The sequence below is a fragment of the Streptomyces sp. NPDC001480 genome (assembly GCF_042894725.1).
Lineage (GTDB): Bacteria > Actinomycetota > Actinomycetes > Streptomycetales > Streptomycetaceae > Streptomyces.
The window spans coordinates 400,447-420,391 of sequence record NZ_JBIAVX010000003.1; the positions used below are offsets into that span (position 1 = coordinate 400,447).

The 19,945-nt window shown below is 72.0% G+C and carries 16 protein-coding genes; 4 read left to right on the top strand and 12 right to left on the bottom strand.

Annotation, left to right across the window (positions count from 1 at the left end):
• Positions 1 to 20: 20 nt before the first annotated feature.
• The 9 genes from murG to rsmH form a co-directional block, all read right to left on the bottom strand.
• On the bottom strand, positions 21 to 1,109 hold the full coding sequence (murG, locus tag ACFY01_RS09120; protein ID WP_390735026.1) for an undecaprenyldiphospho-muramoylpentapeptide beta-N-acetylglucosaminyltransferase: 1,089 nt from the start codon (positions 1,107 to 1,109) through the stop codon (positions 21 to 23).
• A 6-nt stretch (positions 1,110 to 1,115) separates the two neighbouring features.
• Positions 1,116 to 2,480, bottom strand: coding sequence for a putative lipid II flippase FtsW (gene ftsW, locus ACFY01_RS09125; protein WP_390735027.1), 1,365 nt, complete (start codon positions 2,478 to 2,480; stop codon positions 1,116 to 1,118).
• Between the two features lie 118 nt (positions 2,481 to 2,598).
• On the bottom strand, positions 2,599 to 4,032 hold the full coding sequence (gene murD, locus ACFY01_RS09130; protein ID WP_390735028.1) for a UDP-N-acetylmuramoyl-L-alanine--D-glutamate ligase: 1,434 nt from the start codon (positions 4,030 to 4,032) through the stop codon (positions 2,599 to 2,601).
• Positions 4,014 to 5,087, bottom strand: a complete 1,074-nt coding sequence (gene mraY, locus ACFY01_RS09135; RefSeq protein WP_390735029.1) for a phospho-N-acetylmuramoyl-pentapeptide-transferase — start codon at positions 5,085 to 5,087, stop codon at positions 4,014 to 4,016. Before mraY ends, murD begins: the two co-directional genes overlap by 19 nt.
• The gene (gene murF / locus ACFY01_RS09140) at positions 5,084 to 6,499 is read right to left on the bottom strand and encodes a UDP-N-acetylmuramoyl-tripeptide--D-alanyl-D-alanine ligase (RefSeq protein ID WP_390735030.1); all 1,416 of its coding nucleotides are present in this window, start codon (positions 6,497 to 6,499) and stop codon (positions 5,084 to 5,086) included. The genes mraY and murF overlap by 4 nt, the downstream gene beginning before the upstream one ends.
• 4 nt (positions 6,500 to 6,503) lie before the next feature.
• Positions 6,504 to 8,024, bottom strand: a complete 1,521-nt coding sequence (locus tag ACFY01_RS09145; protein ID WP_390735031.1) for a UDP-N-acetylmuramoyl-L-alanyl-D-glutamate--2,6-diaminopimelate ligase — start codon at positions 8,022 to 8,024, stop codon at positions 6,504 to 6,506.
• A gap of 150 nt (positions 8,025 to 8,174) precedes the next feature.
• Positions 8,175 to 10,160 carry a peptidoglycan D,D-transpeptidase FtsI family protein gene (locus ACFY01_RS09150; protein WP_390735032.1) on the bottom strand — a complete coding sequence of 662 codons (1,986 nt, stop codon included), beginning with the start codon at positions 10,158 to 10,160 and terminating at the stop codon, positions 8,175 to 8,177.
• Between the two features lie 5 nt (positions 10,161 to 10,165).
• On the bottom strand, positions 10,166 to 10,708 hold the full coding sequence (locus ACFY01_RS09155; protein ID WP_390735033.1) for a septum formation initiator family protein: 543 nt from the start codon (positions 10,706 to 10,708) through the stop codon (positions 10,166 to 10,168).
• A 42-nt stretch (positions 10,709 to 10,750) separates the two neighbouring features.
• Entirely contained in the window at positions 10,751 to 11,755 is a 1,005-nt protein-coding gene (gene rsmH / locus ACFY01_RS09160; protein ID WP_390735034.1) for a 16S rRNA (cytosine(1402)-N(4))-methyltransferase RsmH, read from the bottom strand.
• A 335-nt stretch (positions 11,756 to 12,090) separates the two neighbouring features.
• Here rsmH and ACFY01_RS09165 point away from each other — a divergent pair, with 335 nt between their 5' ends.
• The 4 genes from ACFY01_RS09165 (at position 12,091) to ACFY01_RS09180 (ending at position 17,736) form a co-directional block, all read left to right on the top strand.
• Entirely contained in the window at positions 12,091 to 12,702 is a 612-nt protein-coding gene (locus tag ACFY01_RS09165) for a beta-class carbonic anhydrase (RefSeq protein WP_390735035.1), read from the top strand.
• Between the two features lie 231 nt (positions 12,703 to 12,933).
• Positions 12,934 to 13,971: an AAA family ATPase gene (locus ACFY01_RS09170; protein ID WP_390735036.1), complete on the top strand. Its 1,038-nt coding sequence runs from the start codon at positions 12,934 to 12,936 to the stop codon at positions 13,969 to 13,971.
• Complete coding sequence (locus ACFY01_RS09175; RefSeq protein ID WP_390735037.1) at positions 13,971 to 15,329, top strand: DUF58 domain-containing protein; 1,359 nt, start codon at positions 13,971 to 13,973, stop codon at positions 15,327 to 15,329. The genes ACFY01_RS09170 and ACFY01_RS09175 overlap by 1 nt, the downstream gene beginning before the upstream one ends.
• Before the next feature lie 22 nt (positions 15,330 to 15,351).
• Complete coding sequence (locus ACFY01_RS09180; RefSeq protein WP_390735038.1) at positions 15,352 to 17,736, top strand: DUF3488 and DUF4129 domain-containing transglutaminase family protein; 2,385 nt, start codon at positions 15,352 to 15,354, stop codon at positions 17,734 to 17,736.
• 103 nt (positions 17,737 to 17,839) lie between these two features.
• Here the strand turns inward: ACFY01_RS09180 and ACFY01_RS09185 are convergent, their stop codons facing one another.
• The 3 genes from ACFY01_RS09185 to ACFY01_RS09195 form a co-directional block, all read right to left on the bottom strand.
• Positions 17,840 to 18,229, bottom strand: a complete 390-nt coding sequence (locus ACFY01_RS09185) for a DUF3040 domain-containing protein (protein ID WP_390735039.1) — start codon at positions 18,227 to 18,229, stop codon at positions 17,840 to 17,842.
• A gap of 285 nt (positions 18,230 to 18,514) precedes the next feature.
• Complete coding sequence (locus tag ACFY01_RS09190; RefSeq protein ID WP_390735040.1) at positions 18,515 to 19,285, bottom strand: methyltransferase; 771 nt, start codon at positions 19,283 to 19,285, stop codon at positions 18,515 to 18,517.
• Positions 19,286 to 19,374: 89 nt separating this feature from the next.
• Positions 19,375 to 19,941, bottom strand: coding sequence for an SAV_6107 family HEPN domain-containing protein (locus ACFY01_RS09195; protein WP_390735041.1), 567 nt, complete (start codon positions 19,939 to 19,941; stop codon positions 19,375 to 19,377).
• Between the last annotated feature and the right edge of the window lie 4 nt (positions 19,942 to 19,945).

Genomic DNA, 19,945 nt, shown 5'->3' on the forward strand with positions numbered 1-19,945 from the left:
TGCCCTCCGTGCATATCGTCCTATCGGCGTGAGGCGATCGCCTCGTACACCATGCCGACGAGCAGGTCGTCGGCGTCCCGGCGGCCGAACTCACCGGCGGCACGGGACATCTCGTACAGCCGGTGCGGGTCGGCGAGCACGGGCAGGACGTTCTGCTGCACCCACTCGGGCGTGAGTTCCGCGTCGTCGACCAGGAGGCCGCCGCCGGCCTTGACCACCGGCTGTGCGTTCAGCCGCTGCTCGCCGTTGCCGATGGGCAGCGGGACGTAGGCGGCCGGGAGCCCGACGGCGGAGAGTTCGGCGACGGTCATCGCGCCCGCGCGGCAGAGCATCATGTCGGCCGCGGCGTACGCGAGGTCCATCCGGTCCAGGTAACTTACCGGGATGTAGGGCGGCATTCCCGGCATCTGGTGCACCTGCGGCAGTTCGTTCTTCGGGCCGACCGCGTGCAGGATCTGGATCCCGGCCTGCTGGAGCCAGGGGGCGACCTGCTGGACCACCTCGTTGAGGCGGCGGGCGCCCTGGGAGCCGCCGGAGACCAGCAGCGTGGGCAGGTTCGGGTCGAGCCCGAAACGCGCGCGGGCCTCCGGGCGGACCGCGGCGCGGTCCAGGGTGGCGATGGAGCGGCGCAGCGGGATGCCGATGTAGCGGGCGTCACGCAGCTTGCTGTCGGGCGTGGAGACGGCGACCCGGGCGGCGTACCGCGACCCGATCTTGTTGGCCAGGCCGGGGCGGGCGTTCGCCTCGTGGATCACGATGGGCACGCCGAGGCGCTTGGCGGCCAGATAGCCGGGCAGGGCGACGTAACCGCCGAAGCCGACGACGCAGTCCGCCTTGGTGCGCTCCAGGATCTGCTCGGCGGCCTTGATCGTGCCCCGCAGCCGGCCCGGGACGGTGATCAGCTCGGGGGTGGGCTTGCGGGGCAGCGGCACCGCCGGGATCAGCGCGAGTTCGTAGCCGCGCTCCGGGACGAGCCGGGTCTCCAGTCCCCGCTCCGTGCCCAGGGCCGTGATCCCCACGGTCGGGTCCTGCCTGCGCAGGGCGTCCGCGAGGGCGAGCGCGGGCTCGATGTGGCCGGCGGTCCCCCCACCGGCGAGTACGACATGCACCGAAATTCACCGCTCTCCGGACGAGCGCGCCGCCGAGGCACGCCGTCTCATCGTGTTCCATCTCCGGGGCCCCCGATTAAACACAGAACCCCCGGCACCCCGCTTTCTACCAAAACGAGGTTGCCGCATCGCAAGCGCCGCCCGCGCAGCGGGCTCGTCGCGCGCGAAGGCGATCAGCAGCCCGATGGCGAACATGGTCGGCAGCAGGGCGGACCCTCCGTAGGAGAACAGCGGGAGGGGGACGCCGGCGATCGGCAGCAGACCGAGCACCGCACCGATGTTGATCACCGCCTGCGCGGTGATCCAGGTGGTCACGCCTCCCGCGGCGTACCTCACGAAGGGATCCTCCGTGCGTCCGGCCACGCGGATACCCGCATAGCCTAGAGCCGCGAAGAGGGCGAGCACCGACAGCGTCCCCGCCAGGCCCAGTTCCTCACCGGTGACGGCGAAGATGAAGTCGGTGTGGGCTTCGGGGAGTTGGCCCCATTTCTCCACACTCGCGCCGAGCCCGGAACCGAAGAGGCCGCCGGAGGCGAGCGCGTAGATCCCGTGCACGGCCTGCCAGCAGTCGGCGACCCCGGAGCGGGGCTCGGTGGCACCGATGCAGGCGAGGCGGGCCATGCGGTTGGGGCTGGTCTTGATCAGGACCACCCCGATCAGGCCGGCGATCGACAGCACGCCGACGAACAGCCGGGTCGGCGCCCCCGCCAGCCACAGCAGCCCGAAGAGGATCGCGGTGAGGATGATCGCGGTGCCCATGTCCCCGCCGAGCATGATCAGCCCGAGCAGCAGGAAGGCGACCGGCACCAGCGGCACCAGCATGTGCTTCCACTGGGTCAGCAGCTTCCGGTCGTGCTTGCGCGCGATCAGGTCGGCGCCCCACAGGACCAGCGCGAGCTTGCCGAACTCGCTGGGCTGGATCTGGAAGGAGCCGCCGAGCGAGATCCAGTTCTGGTTGCCGTTGACCGCCATCCCTATCCCCGGCACCTGGACCAGGACCATCAGGAAGACGGCTCCCGCGAGGATCGGATAGGCCAGCGCCCGGTGCAGCTTCACCGGCATCCGCGAGGCTACGAACATCAGACCGCCGCCGATGGCCGCGGCCAGGAACTGCTTGCGGAAGAAGTACGACCCCGGCAGCGACAGCTGGAGCGCGGTGATCTGGGAGGCCGAGTAGACCATCACCAGTCCCAGCACGGTGATCAGCACGCTGCCGCCGAGGATCAGGTAGTAGGCGGTCAGCGGCCGGTCCCAGGCCTTCCGCGCGCGCGTGAAGAGCCGTCGTACGGGGTTGTCGCGCGGCGGCCGGGGGGACGGGGGCCGTCTGACGGCCCGCTGAACCGGAGGACGGCCTGTACGGCTACCGGACATCACCGGCACCTCCCGACCTTCAGCCACATCCGAGTCACGCGTCCCTCCTAGGGCCTGTTCCGAGTTCCCCGAACAGGCCCTGGGGTCCCGAAGCACCCGCTGGGGACGGGACCCGTCGTCAGGCGCCCGCGCCGAGTTCGCGAACCGCCTCCGCGAACGCGTCACCGCGCTGGTTGTAGTTGGTGAACATGTCCATGGAGGCGCAGGCCGGCGCAAGCAGCACCGTGTCGCCGGCGACCGCCAGCCGCTTGGCTTCCGTCACCGCCTGGAGCATCGCCCCAGTGTCGGTCCGGTCGAGGTCGACGACGGGTACTTCCGGCGCGTGTCGCGCGAGGGCCTCTCGGATCAGGGCGCGGTCCGCGCCGATGAGGACGGCGGCGCGAAGTCGCTTTGCCGACTTGGCGACCAGTTCGTCGAAGGTGGCACCCTTCGCCAGACCGCCCGCAATCCATACGATCGACTCATATGACGCCAACGAGGCCTCAGCCGCGTGGGTGTTGGTGGCCTTCGAGTCGTCGACGTACGTCACGCCCTCCAACTCCGCCACCTTCGCGATGCGGTGGGCGTCCGGGGTGAAGGCCCGCAGGCCGTCCCGTACGGCCTGCGGAGGCACGCCGAAGGCCCGCGCGAGGGCCGCCGCGGCAAGGGCGTTGGCGATGTTGTGCGGGGCGGGCGGGTCGACGTCGGAGACCTCGGCGAGCTCCTGGGCGTTCTTCTGCCGGTTCTCGACGAAGGCACGGTCGACCAGGATGCCGTCCACCACGCCGAGTTGGGAGGGCGCGGGGGCGCCGAGGGTGAAACCGATGGCCCGGCAGCCCTCCTCGACGTCCGCCTCGCGCACCAGGTCCTCGGTGAGCTTGTCGGCCACGTTGTAGACGCAGGCGACCCGATTGCCCTCGTAGACACGGCCCTTGTCGGCGGCGTAGGCCTCCATCGAGCCGTGCCAGTCGAGGTGGTCGGGGGCCAGGTTCAGCACCGCGGCGGAGTGCGCGCGCAGGGAGGGCGCCCAGTGCAGCTGGTAGCTGGACAGCTCCACGGCGAGGACGTCGTACTGCTCGTCGCCGAGCACGGCGTCCAGCAGCGAGACGCCGATGTTGCCGACGGCCGCCGTGCGCAGGCCCGCCGCCTTGAGGATGGAGGCGAGCATCTGGACGGTGGTGGTCTTGCCGTTGGTGCCGGTGACGGCCAGCCACGGCGCTGGCTCCTTGCCGTCCCGGCCGCGCAGCCGCCAGGCGAGTTCGACGTCGCCCCAGACGGGGACGCCGGCCTGCCCGGCGGCGCCGAACAGCGGCTTGTCGGGCTTCCAGCCCGGTGCGGTGACGATCAGTTCGGTGCCCTCGGGCAGGGTGTCGCCGTCGCCGAGGCGCACGGTGACCCCGAGCGCCTCCAGTTCGGCCGCCTGGGCCCGTGCGCGGTCGTCGTCGCCGTCGTTGACGACGGTGACCCGCGCGCCGAGTCCGTGCAGCACCTTGGCCGCCGGGACGCCGGAGACGCCGAGTCCGGCGACGGTGACGTGCTTACCCTGCCAGTCGGTCACTTTTCCGCTGCCCATCCCGCATAGAAGAGGCCAAGTCCGACAATCACACAGATTCCCTGAATGATCCAGAATCGGACCACCACGAGGACTTCGGACCAGCCTTTGAGTTCGAAGTGGTGCTGGAGTGGCGCCATCCGGAAGACGCGCTTGCCGGTGAGCCGGAAGGAGCCGACCTGGATGACCACCGACATGGTGATGAGGACGAACAGACCGCCCATGAGGGCCACCAGCAGCTCCGTGCGGGAGAGGATGGCCAGGCCGGTGAGGACACCGCCGAGGGCGAGCGAACCGGTGTCGCCCATGAAGATCTTGGCCGGCGAGGTGTTCCACCACAGGAAGCCGATGCAGGAACCCATCAGCGCCGAGGAGATGACCGCGAGGTCCAGCGGGTCGCGCACCTCGAAGCAGGCGTGCGGGTTGGTCAGCGTCTGCGCGTTGGCGCAGGACTCCTGGAACTGCCAGACGCCGATGAAGGTGTAGGCACCGAAGACGAGCACGGAGGCGCCGGTGGCCAGACCGTCCAGGCCGTCCGTCAGGTTCACGCCGTTCGACATCGCGAGGATCATGAACAGCGCCCAGACCACGAACAGCACCGGACCGATCGACCAGCCGAAGTCGGTGATGAACGACAGCTTCGTGGACGCCGGGGTGTTGCCGCGCGCGTCGGAGAACATCAGCGACAGCACGGCGAAGCCGATGCCGACGATCAGCTGGCCGGCCATCTTCGCCTTGGCCCGCAGACCCAGCGAGCGCCGCTTGACGATCTTGATGTAGTCGTCCAGGAAGCCGACCAGGCCCATGCCGGCCATCAGGCCGAGGACCAGCAGCCCGGAGTAGGTCGGCGGCTTGCCGGTGATCACCTTGCTGAGGAAGTAGGCGGCGATCGTGGCCAGGATGAACGCGATGCCGCCCATGGTCGGCGTACCGCGCTTGCTGGCGTGCTCGCGCGGGCCGTCGTCACGGATGTACTGGCCGTACCCCTTGCGCGCGAGCAGCTTGATCAGCAGCGGGGTGCCGACCAGCGTCAGGAAGAGGCCGATGACCCCCGAGAACAGGATCTGGTTCATCATCGGGCGGCAACCTCACCCTCGGCACCGCTCTCGACCAGCGCCTGGGCAACGCTCTCCAGCCCCACCGAACGGGACGCCTTCACGAGCACGACGTCCCCCGGGCGCAACTCGCTGCGCAACAGGTCGACCGCCGCCTGTGCGTCGGACACGTGCACCGACTCCTCACCCCACGAACCCTCGTTATATGCGCCCAGTTGCAGCCAGGAGGCTTCGACCCCCCCGACCGCGACGAGCTTGCTGACGTTGAGCCGGACGGCGAGCCGTCCGACCGCGTCGTGCTCGGCGAGCGCCTCGTCCCCGAGCTCGGCCATCTTGCCGAGCACCGCCCAGGTCCGCCGACCCTGGCCCATGGCCGCGAGCGCGCGAAGAGCGGCCCGCATGGACTCGGGGTTGGCGTTGTAGGCGTCGTTGACGATGGTCACGCCGTCCGGGCGCTCGGTGACCTCCATGCGCCAGCGGGAGAGGGAGCCCGCCTCGGAGAGCGCGGTGGCGATCTCTTCCGCGGACATGCCCAGCTCATGGGCGACGGCGGCCGCGGCGAGCGCGTTCGACACGTGGTGCTCACCGTACAGGCGCATGGTCACATCGCTTGCACCGGAGGGTGTGTGAAGCCTGAACTGGGGCTGTCCGCTGTCCGTGAGTCGCACGTTCTCGGCCCGTACGTCCGCTTCGGCCGACTCTCCGAAAAGGATCACCTTCGCCTGGGTACGGGAGGCCATGGCCCGGACCAACGGATCGTCGGCGTTGAGGATCGCGGCTCCGCCGTCCTCGGCGGCGGGCAGGGCCTCCACGAGCTCGCCCTTCGCCTGCGCGATCTGCTCGCGGCCGCCGAACTCGCCGATGTGGGCGGTGCCGACGTTGAGCACGAGCCCGACCTTCGGCGGGGTCAGCTCGGCGAGGTAACGGATGTGGCCGATGCCCCGGGCGCCCATCTCCAGCACCAGGAAACGCGTCTCCTCGGTGGCGGACAGGGCGGTCAGCGGCAGCCCGATCTCGTTGTTGAGCGAGCCCGGGGTGAACACCGTCGGCGCCTTGCGCCGCAGTACCTGGGCGATGAGGTCCTTGGTGCTGGTCTTGCCCGCCGAGCCGGTGAGGGCGACGAGGGTGGCGCCGAGCCGGCGTACGACGTGCCGGGCGAGGGCGCCGAGGGCGCTCTGCACGTCCTCGACGACGATCGCGGGCACCCCGACGGGGCGCGACGCCAGGACGGCGACCGAGCCCGCCGCCACGACCTGCGCGGCGAAGTCGTGGCCGTCCACGCGCTCGCCGACGAAGGCGACGAACAGGCTGCCCGGAACCGCCTCCCGGGAGTCCCGGACCACCGGCCCGGTGACGTGGACGGATGGATCCGGTATGTCGTGCGTCTGCCCGCCGACGACTGCTGCGATCTCGGCGAGGGAGAGGGCGATCACAAGTTCATCCCTGGGTCTTCTGGATAGCTTCGCGAAGCACCTGGCGGTCGTCGAAGGGACGGATCACGCCGGCGATGTCCTGGCCCTGCTCGTGGCCCTTGCCGGCGACCAGCACGGTGTCCCCGGGCTGCGCCCGGCCGACGGCGGCGGCGATCGCGGCGGCCCGGTCCTCGAAGAGCAGCACCTCGCCGCGCTCGTGCGCGGGCACGGCGGCCGCGCCCTGGAGCATGGTGGCCAGGATCGCGAGCGGGTCCTCGGAGCGGGGGTTGTCGGAGGTCAGTACGGCGGTGTCGGCGAGCCGGGCGACGGCGGCGCCCATCGGGGCGCGCTTGGTGATGTCGCGGTCGCCGCCGCAGCCGAGGACGACGTGCAACTGGCCCTTGGTGACCTTGCGCAGGGCCTTGAGCACGGACTCGACCGCGTCGGTCTTGTGGGCGTAGTCGACCACCGCCAGGTACGGCTGCCCGGCGTCCACCCGCTCCAGGCGGCCCGGCACGCCCGGTACGGCGGCGATGCCGTCGGCGGCGGCCTGCGGGTCGAGACCGGCGGCGGCGAGGGCGACGACGGCGGCGAGGGCGTTCGCCACGTTGAAGGGGCCCGGCAGCGGCGCCTTGGCGGCGATCCGCTCGCCCTGGGGGCCGAGCACGGTGAACGTGGAGTCCATCGGCCCGACCTGGACGTCCTCGGCGCGCCAGTCGGCGTCGGGGTGGCCCTCGGCGGAGAAGGTGATCACCGGGACGGTCGCCTCCCGGGCGAGCCGGCGGCCGTACTCGTCATCGGTGTTGACCACGCCGAGTTTGCTGCGTTCCGGGGTGAACAGCTGCGCCTTGGCCTGGAAGTAGTCCTCCATGCCGGAGTGGAACTCCATGTGTTCCGGGCTGAGGTTGGTGAAGACGGCGATGTCGAAGACGCAGCCGTCGACCCGGCCGAGGACCAGGGCGTGACTGGAGACCTCCATGGCGACCGCCTCGACGCCCCGCTCGCGCATGACGGCGAACAGCGCCTGGAGGTCGGTGGCCTCGGGGGTGGTGCGCTCGGACTTGATGCGTTCGTCGCCGATGCGCATCTCGACCGTGCCGATCAGCCCGGTGGACTTCACCGTCTTCAGGCCGCCCTCGACGAGGTAGGCGGTGGTGGTCTTGCCTGACGTGCCGGTGATGCCGATCTGGAGCAGGTCCCCGCCCGGGCGGCCGTAGATGGTGGCCGCCAGTTCGCCCATGCACGCGCGCGGGTCGTCCACGACCAGGACCGGCAGGCCGGTCGCGGCGGCGCGCTCGGCACCGGTCGGGTCGGTCAGGACCGCGACCGCGCCCAGGCCGGCGGCCTGGGTGACGAAGTCGGCGCCGTGCACGCGCTCGCCGGGGCGGGCGGCGTACAGGTCGCCTGGGCGGACGGCGCGCGAGTCGTGGGTGATGCCCGTGACCCGCGCGGCGCTCTCCGGTCGTTCGACACCCAGCTGGTCGGCGAGCTCCGCCAGGGGTGTGGCGGAGACCTGAACCGGTCGCGGCGGCCCCGGATATGTCACGGAAGCGCCCTTCTGGGTGGTTTGGGACTGATCAGCGTGTGGCACGGCGGTGAGCGTACCGGGAGTAGCCGCTCCGGAGCCAAGTGAAGGCCGGGGGGCGTCGGGGCTCCCGGGGTCGGGAGTGATCGTTGTCACGGGAATCGTTCCTGGTCAGGGCTTGAAGTCGACGGGCAGGTTCGCGGGCTTGGCACCGGTGGGCGGAACCTGGAGGGTCTTGAGCGCGAACTCCATCACCTGCTTGTAGATCGGGCCGCAGATCTGGCCACCGAAATAGCTGCCCTTCGTGGCGTTCTGGATCGCGCAGTAGACGGTGATGCGCGGCTTGTCCGCGGGTGCGAATCCGGCGAACGACGAGGTGTAGCCGCGGTACCTTCCGGTGGCCGGATCCACGCGGTTGGCCGTGCCGGTCTTGCCAGCCACCCGGTACCCCGGGATACGGGCCTTGATGCCGGTGCCCTGCTCGTCGTCCACCACCGACTCCAGCATCCGGGCGAGGGTCTTGGCGGTCTTCTCACTGATCACCCGGGTCTTCTTGGCTTTGGGCGCGGGGGTGAAGCGGCCGTCGGCGCCCTCCTCGCCGCGTACCAGGGTCGGCTGGACGCGGACGCCGCCGTTGGCGATGGTCGAGTAGACGGAGGCGGCCTGCATGGCGCTGAGGGAGAAGCCCTGGCCGAAAGGGATCGTGTACTGCTGCGACGTCGACCACTTGCCGGCCGGGGCCAGGATGCCCTTGGTCTCGCCGGGGAAGCCGAGGCCGGTGGCGTTGCCGATGCCGAACTTGCGCAGATACGAGTAGAGGACCTTGTTGGCCTGCGGCTGGGTCCTGCCGAGCTGGCCGGTGGCCAGGATGGTGCCGATGTTGCTGGACTTGGCCAGCACGCCGTTGAGCGTGAGGTACCAGGTCGCGTGGTCGACGTCGTCCGAGAAGAGCCGGTCCCCGCGGTGCAGCCGGTTGGGCACGACGACGTGCGTCAGCGGGGTGGCGGCGTTCTGCTCCAGGACGGCCGCCATCGACATGATCTTGGCGGTGGAGCCGGGCTCGTAGACGTCCTGGACGGCCGCGTTGCCCATCGCCGCGCCGTCGGCCTTCGCCAGGTCGTTGGGGTCAAAGCCGGGCGCGTTGGCCATGGCCAGGATCTCGCCGGTGCGGGTGTCCTGGACGATCACGTAGCCGCGGTCCGCGCCGGACTTCTTCACCTGCTCGGTGATGGCGTTCTGGGCGGCCCACTGGATGTCGCGGTCGATGGTGAGCTCGACGTCGGCGCCGGGCACGGCGGGGGTCTCGGTGGAGCCCGCTGTGGGGACCTGGCGGCCGCCGGACTGGGCGTAGCGGACCTTGCCGTCCTTGCCGGTGAGCTGCTTGTTCAGCTGCTGCTCGATGCCTCCGCCGCCCTTGCCGTCGGCGTTGACCCAGCCCAGTATCCCGGCGGCCAGGTCGCGGTTGGGGTACACGCGCTTGCTGCTGGGGTCGGAGAAGACGCCGGCGAGGACGTTGACGGTGGAGTGGTCCTTGGCCGCCTTCTCGGTGAGCGCGGCCCTGATGTCCTTGATCTGGTTCCAGACCTCCGGGGTCTGGCGGCCGGCCAGCTTCACATAGCGCAGGTTCTTGTTCGCGGGGCGCAGCTTGCGCAGCAGGTCGGCCTGGTCCTGGCCGAGGATCGGGGCGAGCAGGGCGGCCGCCTGTTCGGGGCCGTCGTCGATCTTCAGCTGCTTGCGGTTGAACATCGTGGGGTCGGCCGTGATGTCGTAGGCGTCCTCGCTGATCGCCAGGGCCACGCCGTTGCGGTCGGTGATCCCGCCGCGCTCGGCGGCCAGCGTGTGGACGACGTAGCGGTTCTGCTCGGCCTTGGCGGTGTACGCGCTCGCGTCGACGGCCTGGACCTGGAGCAGGCGTACGACGAAGGCGACCAGCACCAGCGTGAGCGCGAGGCTCACCATGCGCAGGCGCGGGCGCGGGCTGCCGAGCCGGATGCTGCGCGCCGCCGGCGGCCGCGGCCGACTGGGCCGGGCCGGGCGGCGGGCCGGCCGCGCACCGGGCCCCGGACGCCCCGCCCCACCCCCGCCGGCGGCCTTGCGGGGACTGGGCGGCTTCGCGGGACCGGGCACGCGGCGGCGCGGGGGTTCCCTGTCGGACACTTCCGTCACCTGCCGGGGGTCGTGGTCGTGGCGGGCTGGAGGGCGGGGGGCACCGAGGTGGCGGCCTGGGGCGGGGCCTGGGCCTGCGCCGGGGGCGGGGTCGTCGCGGGGGGCTGGGAGCCGGAGGCGGGCGGGGCGGTGGCGGGTGCCGGCAGCGGGACGGCGGGGCCGGCGGACTCGTCCGCGGCGGCCGGGCTGGGGACGCCCTTGACGGTTCCGTCGGGGTCGAGGAAGGCGGGGTCTCCGCCGGGCACCATGCCGAGTTCGCGGGCGCGGCGCTGGAGGGCGTCGGGGGCGGAGTAGGCGTCGATGTCCCGCTGGAGGGCCTGTTGCTGGTCGGTGAGGCTCTTGGTCTGCTTCTGGAGGTCGTCGAGCTTGAACGAGCCCTCGCTGAGCGCCGAGTTCAGCACGAGCAGACCGATGAGACCGCCGCCGAGGAGCAGGACGACGAGGAGCACGAACGGGGTGCGCGCCGCCTGTCCCGGGCCGGCCGGGAAGAGCCGCGCGAGCCGGGCCGCCCGCCCCCTCAGTTCGGGTTTCCTACTCACTTGCCCTCCGGTGAGTTCGGGGAGCCGAACGGCCCGGCTCGCTCACTCGACGTCCTCCCTGATGCGCTCGGCGCCGCGCAGCCGTGCCGGAGCGGCGCGGCGGTTCTCGGCGACCTCTTCCTCGGTGGGAAGTTCGGCACCGCGCGTGAGCAGCTTGAGCCGGGGCTGGTAGCGCTCGGGGACGACCGGCAGGCCGGGCGGCGCGGTGGTGGCGGCGCCGGCCGCGAACACCTGCTTGACCAGGCGGTCCTCGAGCGAGTGGTACGACAGGACGGCGATCCGGCCGCCCACCCCGAGGGCCTTCACCGCGGCCGGGACCGCCCTCTCCAGGACGGCGAGTTCGCCGTTGACCTCGATGCGCAGGGCCTGGAAGGTGCGCTTGGCCGGGTTGCCCCCGGTGCGCTTGGCGGCCTGCGGCAGCGCGTCCCGGATCAGCTCGACGAGCCGCGCGCTGTTGCTGAACGGCTCCTTCTCGCGCTCCCGGACGATGACGGAGACGATCCGCTTGGCCTGCTTCTCCTCGCCGTACGCCCGCAGGATCCGCACGAGCTCGCCGGCCGGGTAGGTGTTGAGGACCTCCGCGGCGCTCATGCCGGTCGTCTGGTCCATACGCATGTCCAGGGGGGCGTCCTGGGCGTAGGCGAAGCCGCGGTCGGCCTCGTCGAGCTGCATGGAGGAGACGCCGAGGTCGAACAGCACGCCCTGCACACGCGGGACGCCGAGCCGGTCGAGCACGGCCGGCAGCTCGTCGTACACCGCGTGGACCAGCGTCGCCCGGTCCCCGTACGGCGCCAGCCGCTCACCGGACAGGCGCAGGGCCTCCTTGTCGCGGTCCAGGGCGACGAGCCGGGCCTCGGGGAACCTGGTCAGCAGCGCCTCGCTGTGGCCGCCGAGCCCGAGGGTGCAGTCGACGACCACCGCCCCCGGCCGCTCCAGTGCGGGCGCCAGCAGGTCCAGGCACCGCTGGAGCATCACAGGGACGTGTCGACTCCGGCCCTCCCGTCGCCCGCCACCACCCTTCTGCGGAAGCGCTTCGCGCCCATTCATTCCGAGGGCCTCTCATGTGCGGCACGGCGGCGTACGCACCGCCGGGTCCCCGCCCGCTCGTGAAGGGGAGGCCTGCCGGCGCCCAAGGCGTCAGCCGGCCGGGAGCGGGAGGAGGCCGGGCCGTGCGTACGCGCCGCGCGGGTAAATCGATGCTGCTCAGTCCAGCAGGGAGAGCGTCGCCTCCCGCTTCGCGTCACTTTAGTCCACCGTGTCTCGCGGTCAATCAACCGGCCTGCGCGTCGCGTACCGCATCCCGGGCGGAGGCACAATTCGAAGGGAATCACCCGTCCGGCCCAGTTTTGCCCTCCGTGTGGGTTAGCTCACAACAAGCCACGATGACGTTCTTTGTCCCCTCTCACAGCAGGCCGGGATCGCGGGTGACCAGTAACGTCATGACTATGACGACTTCCGCAGCAGCTCCCACTGGGTCCGAAGACGCCATATCGCAGGGCGGCAAGGTCACCGACCGCCTCGTGGCGGCCAACGAGCGGTACGCCTCGGCGTTCACCGACCCCGGCATGGACGCCCGCCCGGTCCTGCGTGTCGCCGTGGTGGCCTGCATGGACGCCCGGCTCGACCTGCACGCCGCGCTCGGCCTCCAGCTCGGTGACTGTCACACCATCCGCAACGCGGGCGGCGTGGTCACCGACGACGTGATCCGGTCCCTCACCATCAGCCAGCGCAAGCTGGGCACGCGCAGCATCGTCCTCATCCACCACACCGGCTGCGGCCTGGAGTCCCTCACCGAGGACTTCCGCAACGAGCTGGAGATGGAGGTCGGCCAGCGTCCGGCGTGGGCGGTGGAGTCCTTCCGGGACGTCGACCAGGACGTACGCCAGTCGATGCAGCGCGCACGCACCTCGCCGTTCCTGCTGCACACCGACGACGTGCGCGGCTTCGTCTTCGACGTCAGGACCGGTCTGCTGCGCGAGGTCGACGCGGCCTGAGCGGACCGCTCGCCCCGGAAGCACACCGCGCCCCGCATCGAAAGTCCGGTCGAAAAGGTTGCAAGACCGACATAGTGCGGGCAGTTGTCCACAGTCGGATGACACGAAACGGTAACGGCAGCAAGAATGCGGGGTGCGACGTCATGCGGAACCCTTTCCGCGTGGTGTCCGTGTTTCGGGGTGGGCCACGCAGAGCGCCGGCCCTTGTAAGAACGGGCCGAGGAGGGCCGGGTGACGACCTATGACGATCGAGCGAGCCTTACAGATCTGACCGCCACTGTGGAGCGGGTCCGCAGTTCGGTGGAAGGAGTGATCGAGGGCAAGCCCGAGGTCGTACGGCTTTCGCTGACCGTACTGCTCGCCGAGGGGCATCTTCTGATCGAGGACGTACCCGGGGTGGGCAAGACGATGCTCGCCAAGGCACTGGCACGGTCCATCGACTGTTCGGTGCGGCGCATCCAGTTCACGCCCGACCTGCTTCCCTCCGACATCACCGGTGTGTCCATCTGGGACCAGCAGCGCCGGGACTTCGAGTTCAAGCCGGGTGCCATCTTCGCGCAGATCGTGATCGGCGACGAGATCAACCGCGCCTCGCCCAAGACCCAGTCCGCGCTGCTGGAGTCGATGGAGGAGCGCCAGGTCACGATGGACGGGCAGACCTACGAACTGCCCAGCCCCTTCATGGTGGTGGCCACGCAGAACCCGGTCGAGATGGAGGGCACCTACCCGCTGCCCGAGGCCCAGCGCGACCGCTTCATGGCCCGGGTCTCCGTCGGCTACCCCAGCGTCGAGGCCGAGTTGCAGATGCTGGACGTGCACGGCGGGGTCTCGCCGCTGGAGGACCTCCAGCCGGTCGCGCACGCGCACGAGATCCTCAAGCTGATCGAGGCCGTGCGCGGCGTCCACGTCGCCGAACCGGTGAGGCGGTACGCGGTCGAACTGGTCGCCGCCACCCGCACCCACCCCGACCTCAGACTCGGGGCCTCACCGCGCGCGACACTGCACCTGCTGCGCGCGGCGAAGGCATCCGCGGCCCTCAGCGGGCGGGAGTACGCGCTCCCGGACGACGTGCAGGCCCTCGCCGTGGCCGTGCTGGCCCACCGGCTGCTGCCCACCGCCCAGGCCCAGCTCAACCGGCGCACCTCGGAACAGGTCGTGCAGGAGATCCTTCAGCACACGCCGGTGCCCGCGGCGGCACCGCAGCAGGGCGGCCTCGGCCTCGGCCGGGGTGTGCCGGGCTATCCCTCGCAGCCCCCGCGGAGGCTGTGATGACCGCCGGGGGGACGGGGCAGGCGGAGGCCGACCGCGGGGAGCGGGGCGGCATCCGTACGGCCCTGGCCGGGCTGACCACCCGCGGCCGGTCCTTCCTGGCCGCCGGTGTCGCCGCCGTGATCTGCGCGTTCGTCCTGGGCCAGAGCGACCTGCTCCGGGTCGGGGTGCTGCTGGCCGTCCTGCCGCTGCTCTGCGCGGCCGTGCTCTACCGCACGCGCTACCGGGTGGCCGGCAGCCGCCGGCTCTCCCCCTCGCGGGTGCCCGCCGCCAGCGAGGCCCGGGTGCACCTGCGGGTGGACAACGTCTCACGGCTGCCCACCGGCCTGCTGATGCTCCAGGACCGGGTGCCGTACGTCCTCGGGCCGCGGCCCCGCTTCGTCCTGGACCGAGTGGAGCCCGGCGGCCGGCGCGAGGTGTCCTACCGGGTCCGCTCGGACCTGCGCGGCCGCTATCCGCTGGGCCCGCTGCAACTGCGCCTGACGGACCCCTTCGGGATGTGCGAACTCACCCGCTCCTTCTCCTCGTACGACACCCTGACGGTGATCCCGCGCGTGGAGCCGCTGTCGCCGGTGCGGCTGAGCGGCGAGGCCAAGGGGTACGGCGACGGACGGCAGCGCTCGGTGGCGCTGGCGGGCGAGGACGACGTGATCCCGCGCGGCTACCGCCACGGCGACGACCTGCGCCGGGTGCACTGGCGCTCCACCGCGCGCTACGGCGAGCTGATGGTGCGCCGTGAGGAGCAGCCGCAACGCTCCCGCTGCACGGTGCTGCTGGACACCCGGGGCATCGCCTACGCGGGCGCCGGCCCGGACTCGGCCTTCGAGTGGGCGGTGTCCGGCGCGGCGTCCGTGCTGGTGCACATGCTCGAACGAGGCTTCTCGGTACGGCTGCTGACGGACACCGGCAGCTCGGTGCCCGGCGAGGGGGCCGACGGGTTCGCCGGCGCCAGCCAGGAGACGGCGGACGCGGCCGGGATGCTGATGGACACGCTCGCGGTGATCGACCACTCGGACGGCGCGGGCCTGTCCCGCGCGTACGACGTGCTGCGCGGCGGCAACGAAGGGCTGTTGGTGGCGTTCCTGGGCGACCTCGACGAGGAACAGGCCGCGGTGGTCGCCAAGATGCGCCGGCGCAGCGGCGGCGCGATCGCCTTCCTGCTGGACGGCGCGTGGCTGCGGGAGACGGCCGACGCCCCCGGCCCGGCGGAGCCGCACAGCGAGGGCCTGCGGATGCTGCGCGAGGCGGGCTGGACCGCCGTGAGCGTCCCGCGCGGCGCCTCCCTGAACGACCTGTGGCGCCAGGCGGACCACGACCGCCGGGACATGGCCGTCGTGAGCGGCGGGGAGGCACTGTGAGGACCGGCTGGGAGGAACTGTCATGAGCGGGCGGGCTCGGCTGGCCCTGTTCGCCGCGGCGGCCACGCTGATGGCGTCGTGTGCGCTGCTGCCCCTGGTGGACCGGCCGACGTGGCTGTTCCAGGCGGCCGCGCTGGTGGCGGTGCAGACGGGCGTGGGCGCGGCGACCCGGCGGGTGCCGCTGGCCCGGCCGCTGACCGTGGCGGCGCAGGCCCTGGTGACGCTGCTGATGCTGACGCTGCTCTTCGCCCATGAGCAGGCGGTCGCCGGGCTGATACCCGGCCCCGAGGCGTTCCGGCATCTGGCCGACCTGCTCCAGGAGGGCTCGGACGACGTCAGCCGGTACGCGATACCGGCGCCGCTGACCGACGGGATCCGGCTGATGCTCGTCGGCGGAGTCCTGGTCATCGGCCTGCTGGTGGACACCCTCGCGGTGACCTTCCGCAGCTCTGCCCCGGCCGGCCTGCCGCTGCTCGCCCTGTACTCCGTCGCCGCCGGGCTGTCCGACGGCGAGTACGACTGGGTGTGGTTCCTGATCGCCGCCGCGGGCTATCTGCTGCTGCTGCTCGCCGAGGGCCGTGACCGGCTGTCGCAGTGGGGCCGGTTCTTCGGCGGCGCGGCGCGCACCCCCGGCGAGACACGGGACGGGGCGGTGGCGCCGGTCCGTACGGGGCACCGCATCGGCGTGGTCGCGCTGGGCATGGCCCTGCTGGTGCCGTGGACGCTGCCCGCGATGAGCGGCGGCCTGCTGGACACGGCCGGGACGGGCATCGGGGCGGGCAACGGCTCCGGCGGCACGATCTCCGCGGTGAACCCGCTGGTGTCGTTGCGCGACAGCCTGAACGTGGACCAGGACCGCCAGGTGCTCTCCGTGAAGACGAGCACGAACGACATCTCGGACCTGTACCTGCGGATCGTCTCCCTGGACGACTTCGACGGCACCACCTGGAAGCCGTCGCAGCGGCACATCGTCGGCGTACCGGACCAGTTCCCCACGCCGATCGGCCTGAGCCCCGAGATCAAGCGCAGCAGCGTCCTGACCAAGGTCACGGCGGCGGACTGGTACGCCCAGGACTGGCTGCCGATGCCGTACCCGCCGAGCAGCGTGCGGATCGGCGGCAACTGGCGGTACGAGCCGGTCGGCATGACGCTGGTCGGCGACCACGGCCAGACGACGCGCGGCGCGACCTACACGGTGACCAGTGTGGACGTGCAGCCGACGGCCGAGCAGCTGACGGCGGCCAAGCAGCCGCCGGCGGCCCTGGCGCGGGAGTACACCAAGGTGCCGTCCTCGCTGCCCAAGGTGGTGGCGAAGACCGCCGAGGAGATCACCGCGGGCGCGGCGAACCACTACGAGGAGGCGGTCAAGCTCCAGGACTACTTCGCCGTGACCGGCGGCTTCCAGTACGACACCCAGGTGGAGGTAGGACGGGGCCCGAACGCCATAGCGAACTTCCTGAAGCGGAAGCAGGGCTTCTGCGTGCACTTCTCCTTCGCGATGGCCGCGATGGCCCGCACGCTGGGCATCCCGGCCCGGGTGGCGGTGGGCTTCGCGCCCGGGTCCCCGCAGGCGGACGGCTCGGTGTCGGTCGGCCTGAAGGACGCGCACGCCTGGCCGGAGCTGTATTTCGAGGGTGTGGGCTGGACCCGCTTCGAGCCGACGCCGACCCGGGGCACGGCACCGTCGTACACCCAGTCGGACACGCCCGGCAGCAGCCTTCCGGACCAGGTACGGCCCTCGCAGACGGCGAGTGCGGCGCCCGCCGTGCCGGTCTCCCCGAGCGAGAGCTGCACGGTGCAGGAGCGCAAACTCCAGGCGTGCGACAGCCCGTCCGCGCAGGCCGCGCTGCACAAGCAGTCGCATCCCCGGCGGTGGTGGGTGTACGCGCTGTGGGCGCTCGGCGGACTCGCCGTCGCGCTGGTCCCGTTCACGCCGATGCTCTGGCGGGCCCGGCTGCGCGCGGTACGGCTGGGCGCGCACGCCCGTACCGAGGAGGGCGCGGCGGCGCACACGCTGGCGGCCTGGCGGGAACTGACCGACACCGCATGGGACTTCGGCATCCTGCCGGACGAGTCGCAGACCCCGCGCAGAGCGGCCGCCCGGATCGTCCGGCTCGGGCATCTCGACCCGGTGGCCGGAGCGGCGGTGCACCGGCTGGCGGACGCGGTGGAGCAGGTCCTCTACGCGCCCCGGCCGCGCCCCGTGGCGGGGCTGGCGGAGGACGTGCGCCGGGTGACCGCCGCGCTGAAGAGCACGGTGAGCCTCGGTACGCGACTGCGGGCGCTGTTCCTGCCGCGCTCGATCGTGCAGGTGCTGTGGGCGGCGTCGGCGTGGTGGACGTCCGCCACGGCACGGGCGACGGCGGCCCTGCCGACCCCGCGCAGGGCGCCGGGCCAACAGGGCTGAGTCACCGGGGCGGGCACCCGCCCCAGTGGGTTCACGGCATGCGTGAGGGGCGGTCACCGGAAGGTGGCCGCCCCTCTCACGTGTGTCGGTGAACCGCCGGGGGCTAGTGACCCTGCTCGTCGCGGCGGCGCTGCCAGCGCTGCTCGATCCTGTCCATCATGGAGCGCTTCTGCCGTCCCTGCCGACGGGCGTGCGGGGCCCCGGCGGGCTGTTCGCCCGGCTTGGGGGCCTTGCGCCAGCCGGTGACGGCGAGCACCGCGCAGCCGAGCATCACGAGGAAGCCCACCACGCTGATCCAGATCTGCTGCGCGACCATTCCGGCCATGAGGAGCGCGATACCCACGAGGAAGCCCGCGACCGCCTGGTAGACCCGCCGCCGGGTGTACGTACGCAGCCCGCTTGCCTCGAGCGCCGACGCGAACTTGGGATCTTCGGCGTACAGCGCTCGCTCCATCTGCTCGAGCATGCGCTGCTCGTGCTCCGAGAGCGGCACGGAGTCCTCCTCATCGTGCAGTCGCCGGGGCGACCCGGGGGTCCCTTCAGGATAGGCAGGGAATCGCCCCCGTGAAACCCGCCCCTCTGCGCCAATTGGCCAACCGGAATCCGGCCTGACGGACCCGGCTCGCTGAGGCTTCCATTCCCCGGCGGCCGACCCGTCATGCCGAGCGGTCTCCCTCGATCATACGGCGCAAACCCCTCGATCGGGGGGCCTGTGGCGTACTCCATGCGCCGCCGACGCCCTGATCAGCGGCGTGCCCCTGGTTGCACACCAGGCGGTTCACGCCCCCGGCGACACCGCCGTCTCACCGAGCACGTGCAGCTGGGTGGCCACGGAGTGGAAGGCCGGGAGTTCGGCGGCCGCCGCCTCCAGCCGCAGCAGGGCGTCGAGGGCGCCCGGCTCGGTGTCCACGAGGACACCCGGGACCAGGTCGGCGAAGACCCTGACGCCGTGCACGGCGCCGACCCTGAGGCCCGCGCCCTCCACGAGCGCGGTGAGCTGGTCGGCGGTGAAGCGGCGCGGCACCGGGTCGCCGGAGCCCCAGCGGCCGTCGGGGTTCTCCAGCGCCTGCTTGGCCTCCTTGAAGTGGCCCGCGAGGGCGCGGGCGAGCACCGCGCCGCCGAGTCCCGCGGCGAGCAGGCTGAGGACGCCCTCGGAGCGCAGCGCGGCCACCGCGTTGCGGACGCCCTCGGCGGGGTCGTCCACGTACTCCAGGACGCCGTGGCACAGCACCACGTCGTAGCCGCCGCGCTCGACCACGTCGAACAGTCCGTGCGCGTCGCCCTGCACCCCCCGCACCCGGTCGGCGACGCCGGCCTCGGCGGCCCGGCGCTCCAGCGCGAACAGCGCGTTCGGGCTGGGGTCGACGACGGTGACCCGGTGGCCGAGGCGGGCGACGGGCACCGCGAAGTTGCCGCTGCCGCCACCGGTGTCGAGGACGTCCAGCGAGTCCCGGCCCGTGGCCTTGAGCCGGCGGTCGAGGGCGTCCTGGAGGACCTCCCAGACCACGGCGGTACGGAGAGAGGCGCGGGGTCGCATCGGGTCCGACACGGCAGTTGACTCCTCGGGGACGCAAGGCTGGGCGAAGGCTTCAGGCGCCTTCCACCCTATTGCCTCCCGTACCGCCCGCGGTCATCGCGTCAGCCCGCGTCCGGCATCTCGCGCGGGGCGGCGGCCGGGTGCTCTGGCTCGCCGGTGTCCTGGCGGGGCTGGGGCAGGACCGGCTGGAGCACCAGCATCCGCTCGACGATGCGGACGAACATCGCCACGTCCCGTATCAGGTCGTCGGCGTCGCGGCTGCCCGCGGCGCCCTGGATGCCGGCCTCGGCCCGGGCGCGGCGGGCGGCGCCGGAGGCGAACAGGGCGCTCCATTCGGTGAGTTCGGGCGCTATCTCGGGGAGCACTTCCCAGGCGCTGCGGATGCGCGTGCGGCGCCTGGGTGAGGGCTCGGGTCGGCCGCGTGCGGCGAGCACGGCGGCGGCGGTGCGCAGGGCGGCGAGGTGGGCCGTCGCGTAGCGCTCGTTGGGGGTTTCCAGGACGGCGGCTTCTTCGAGTCCGGCGCGAGCCTGGGCGAGCAGGTCGAGGGCGGCGGGCGGTGCCGTGGACCGGCGCAGCACGGGGTGCACGTCGCTCGCCGGTCCGGTCAGTGAGGGGGCAGGGCCGGTGGCGCGGCGCCGGCGGGCGGCGGCTGCGGACGGGTTGGCCATGACG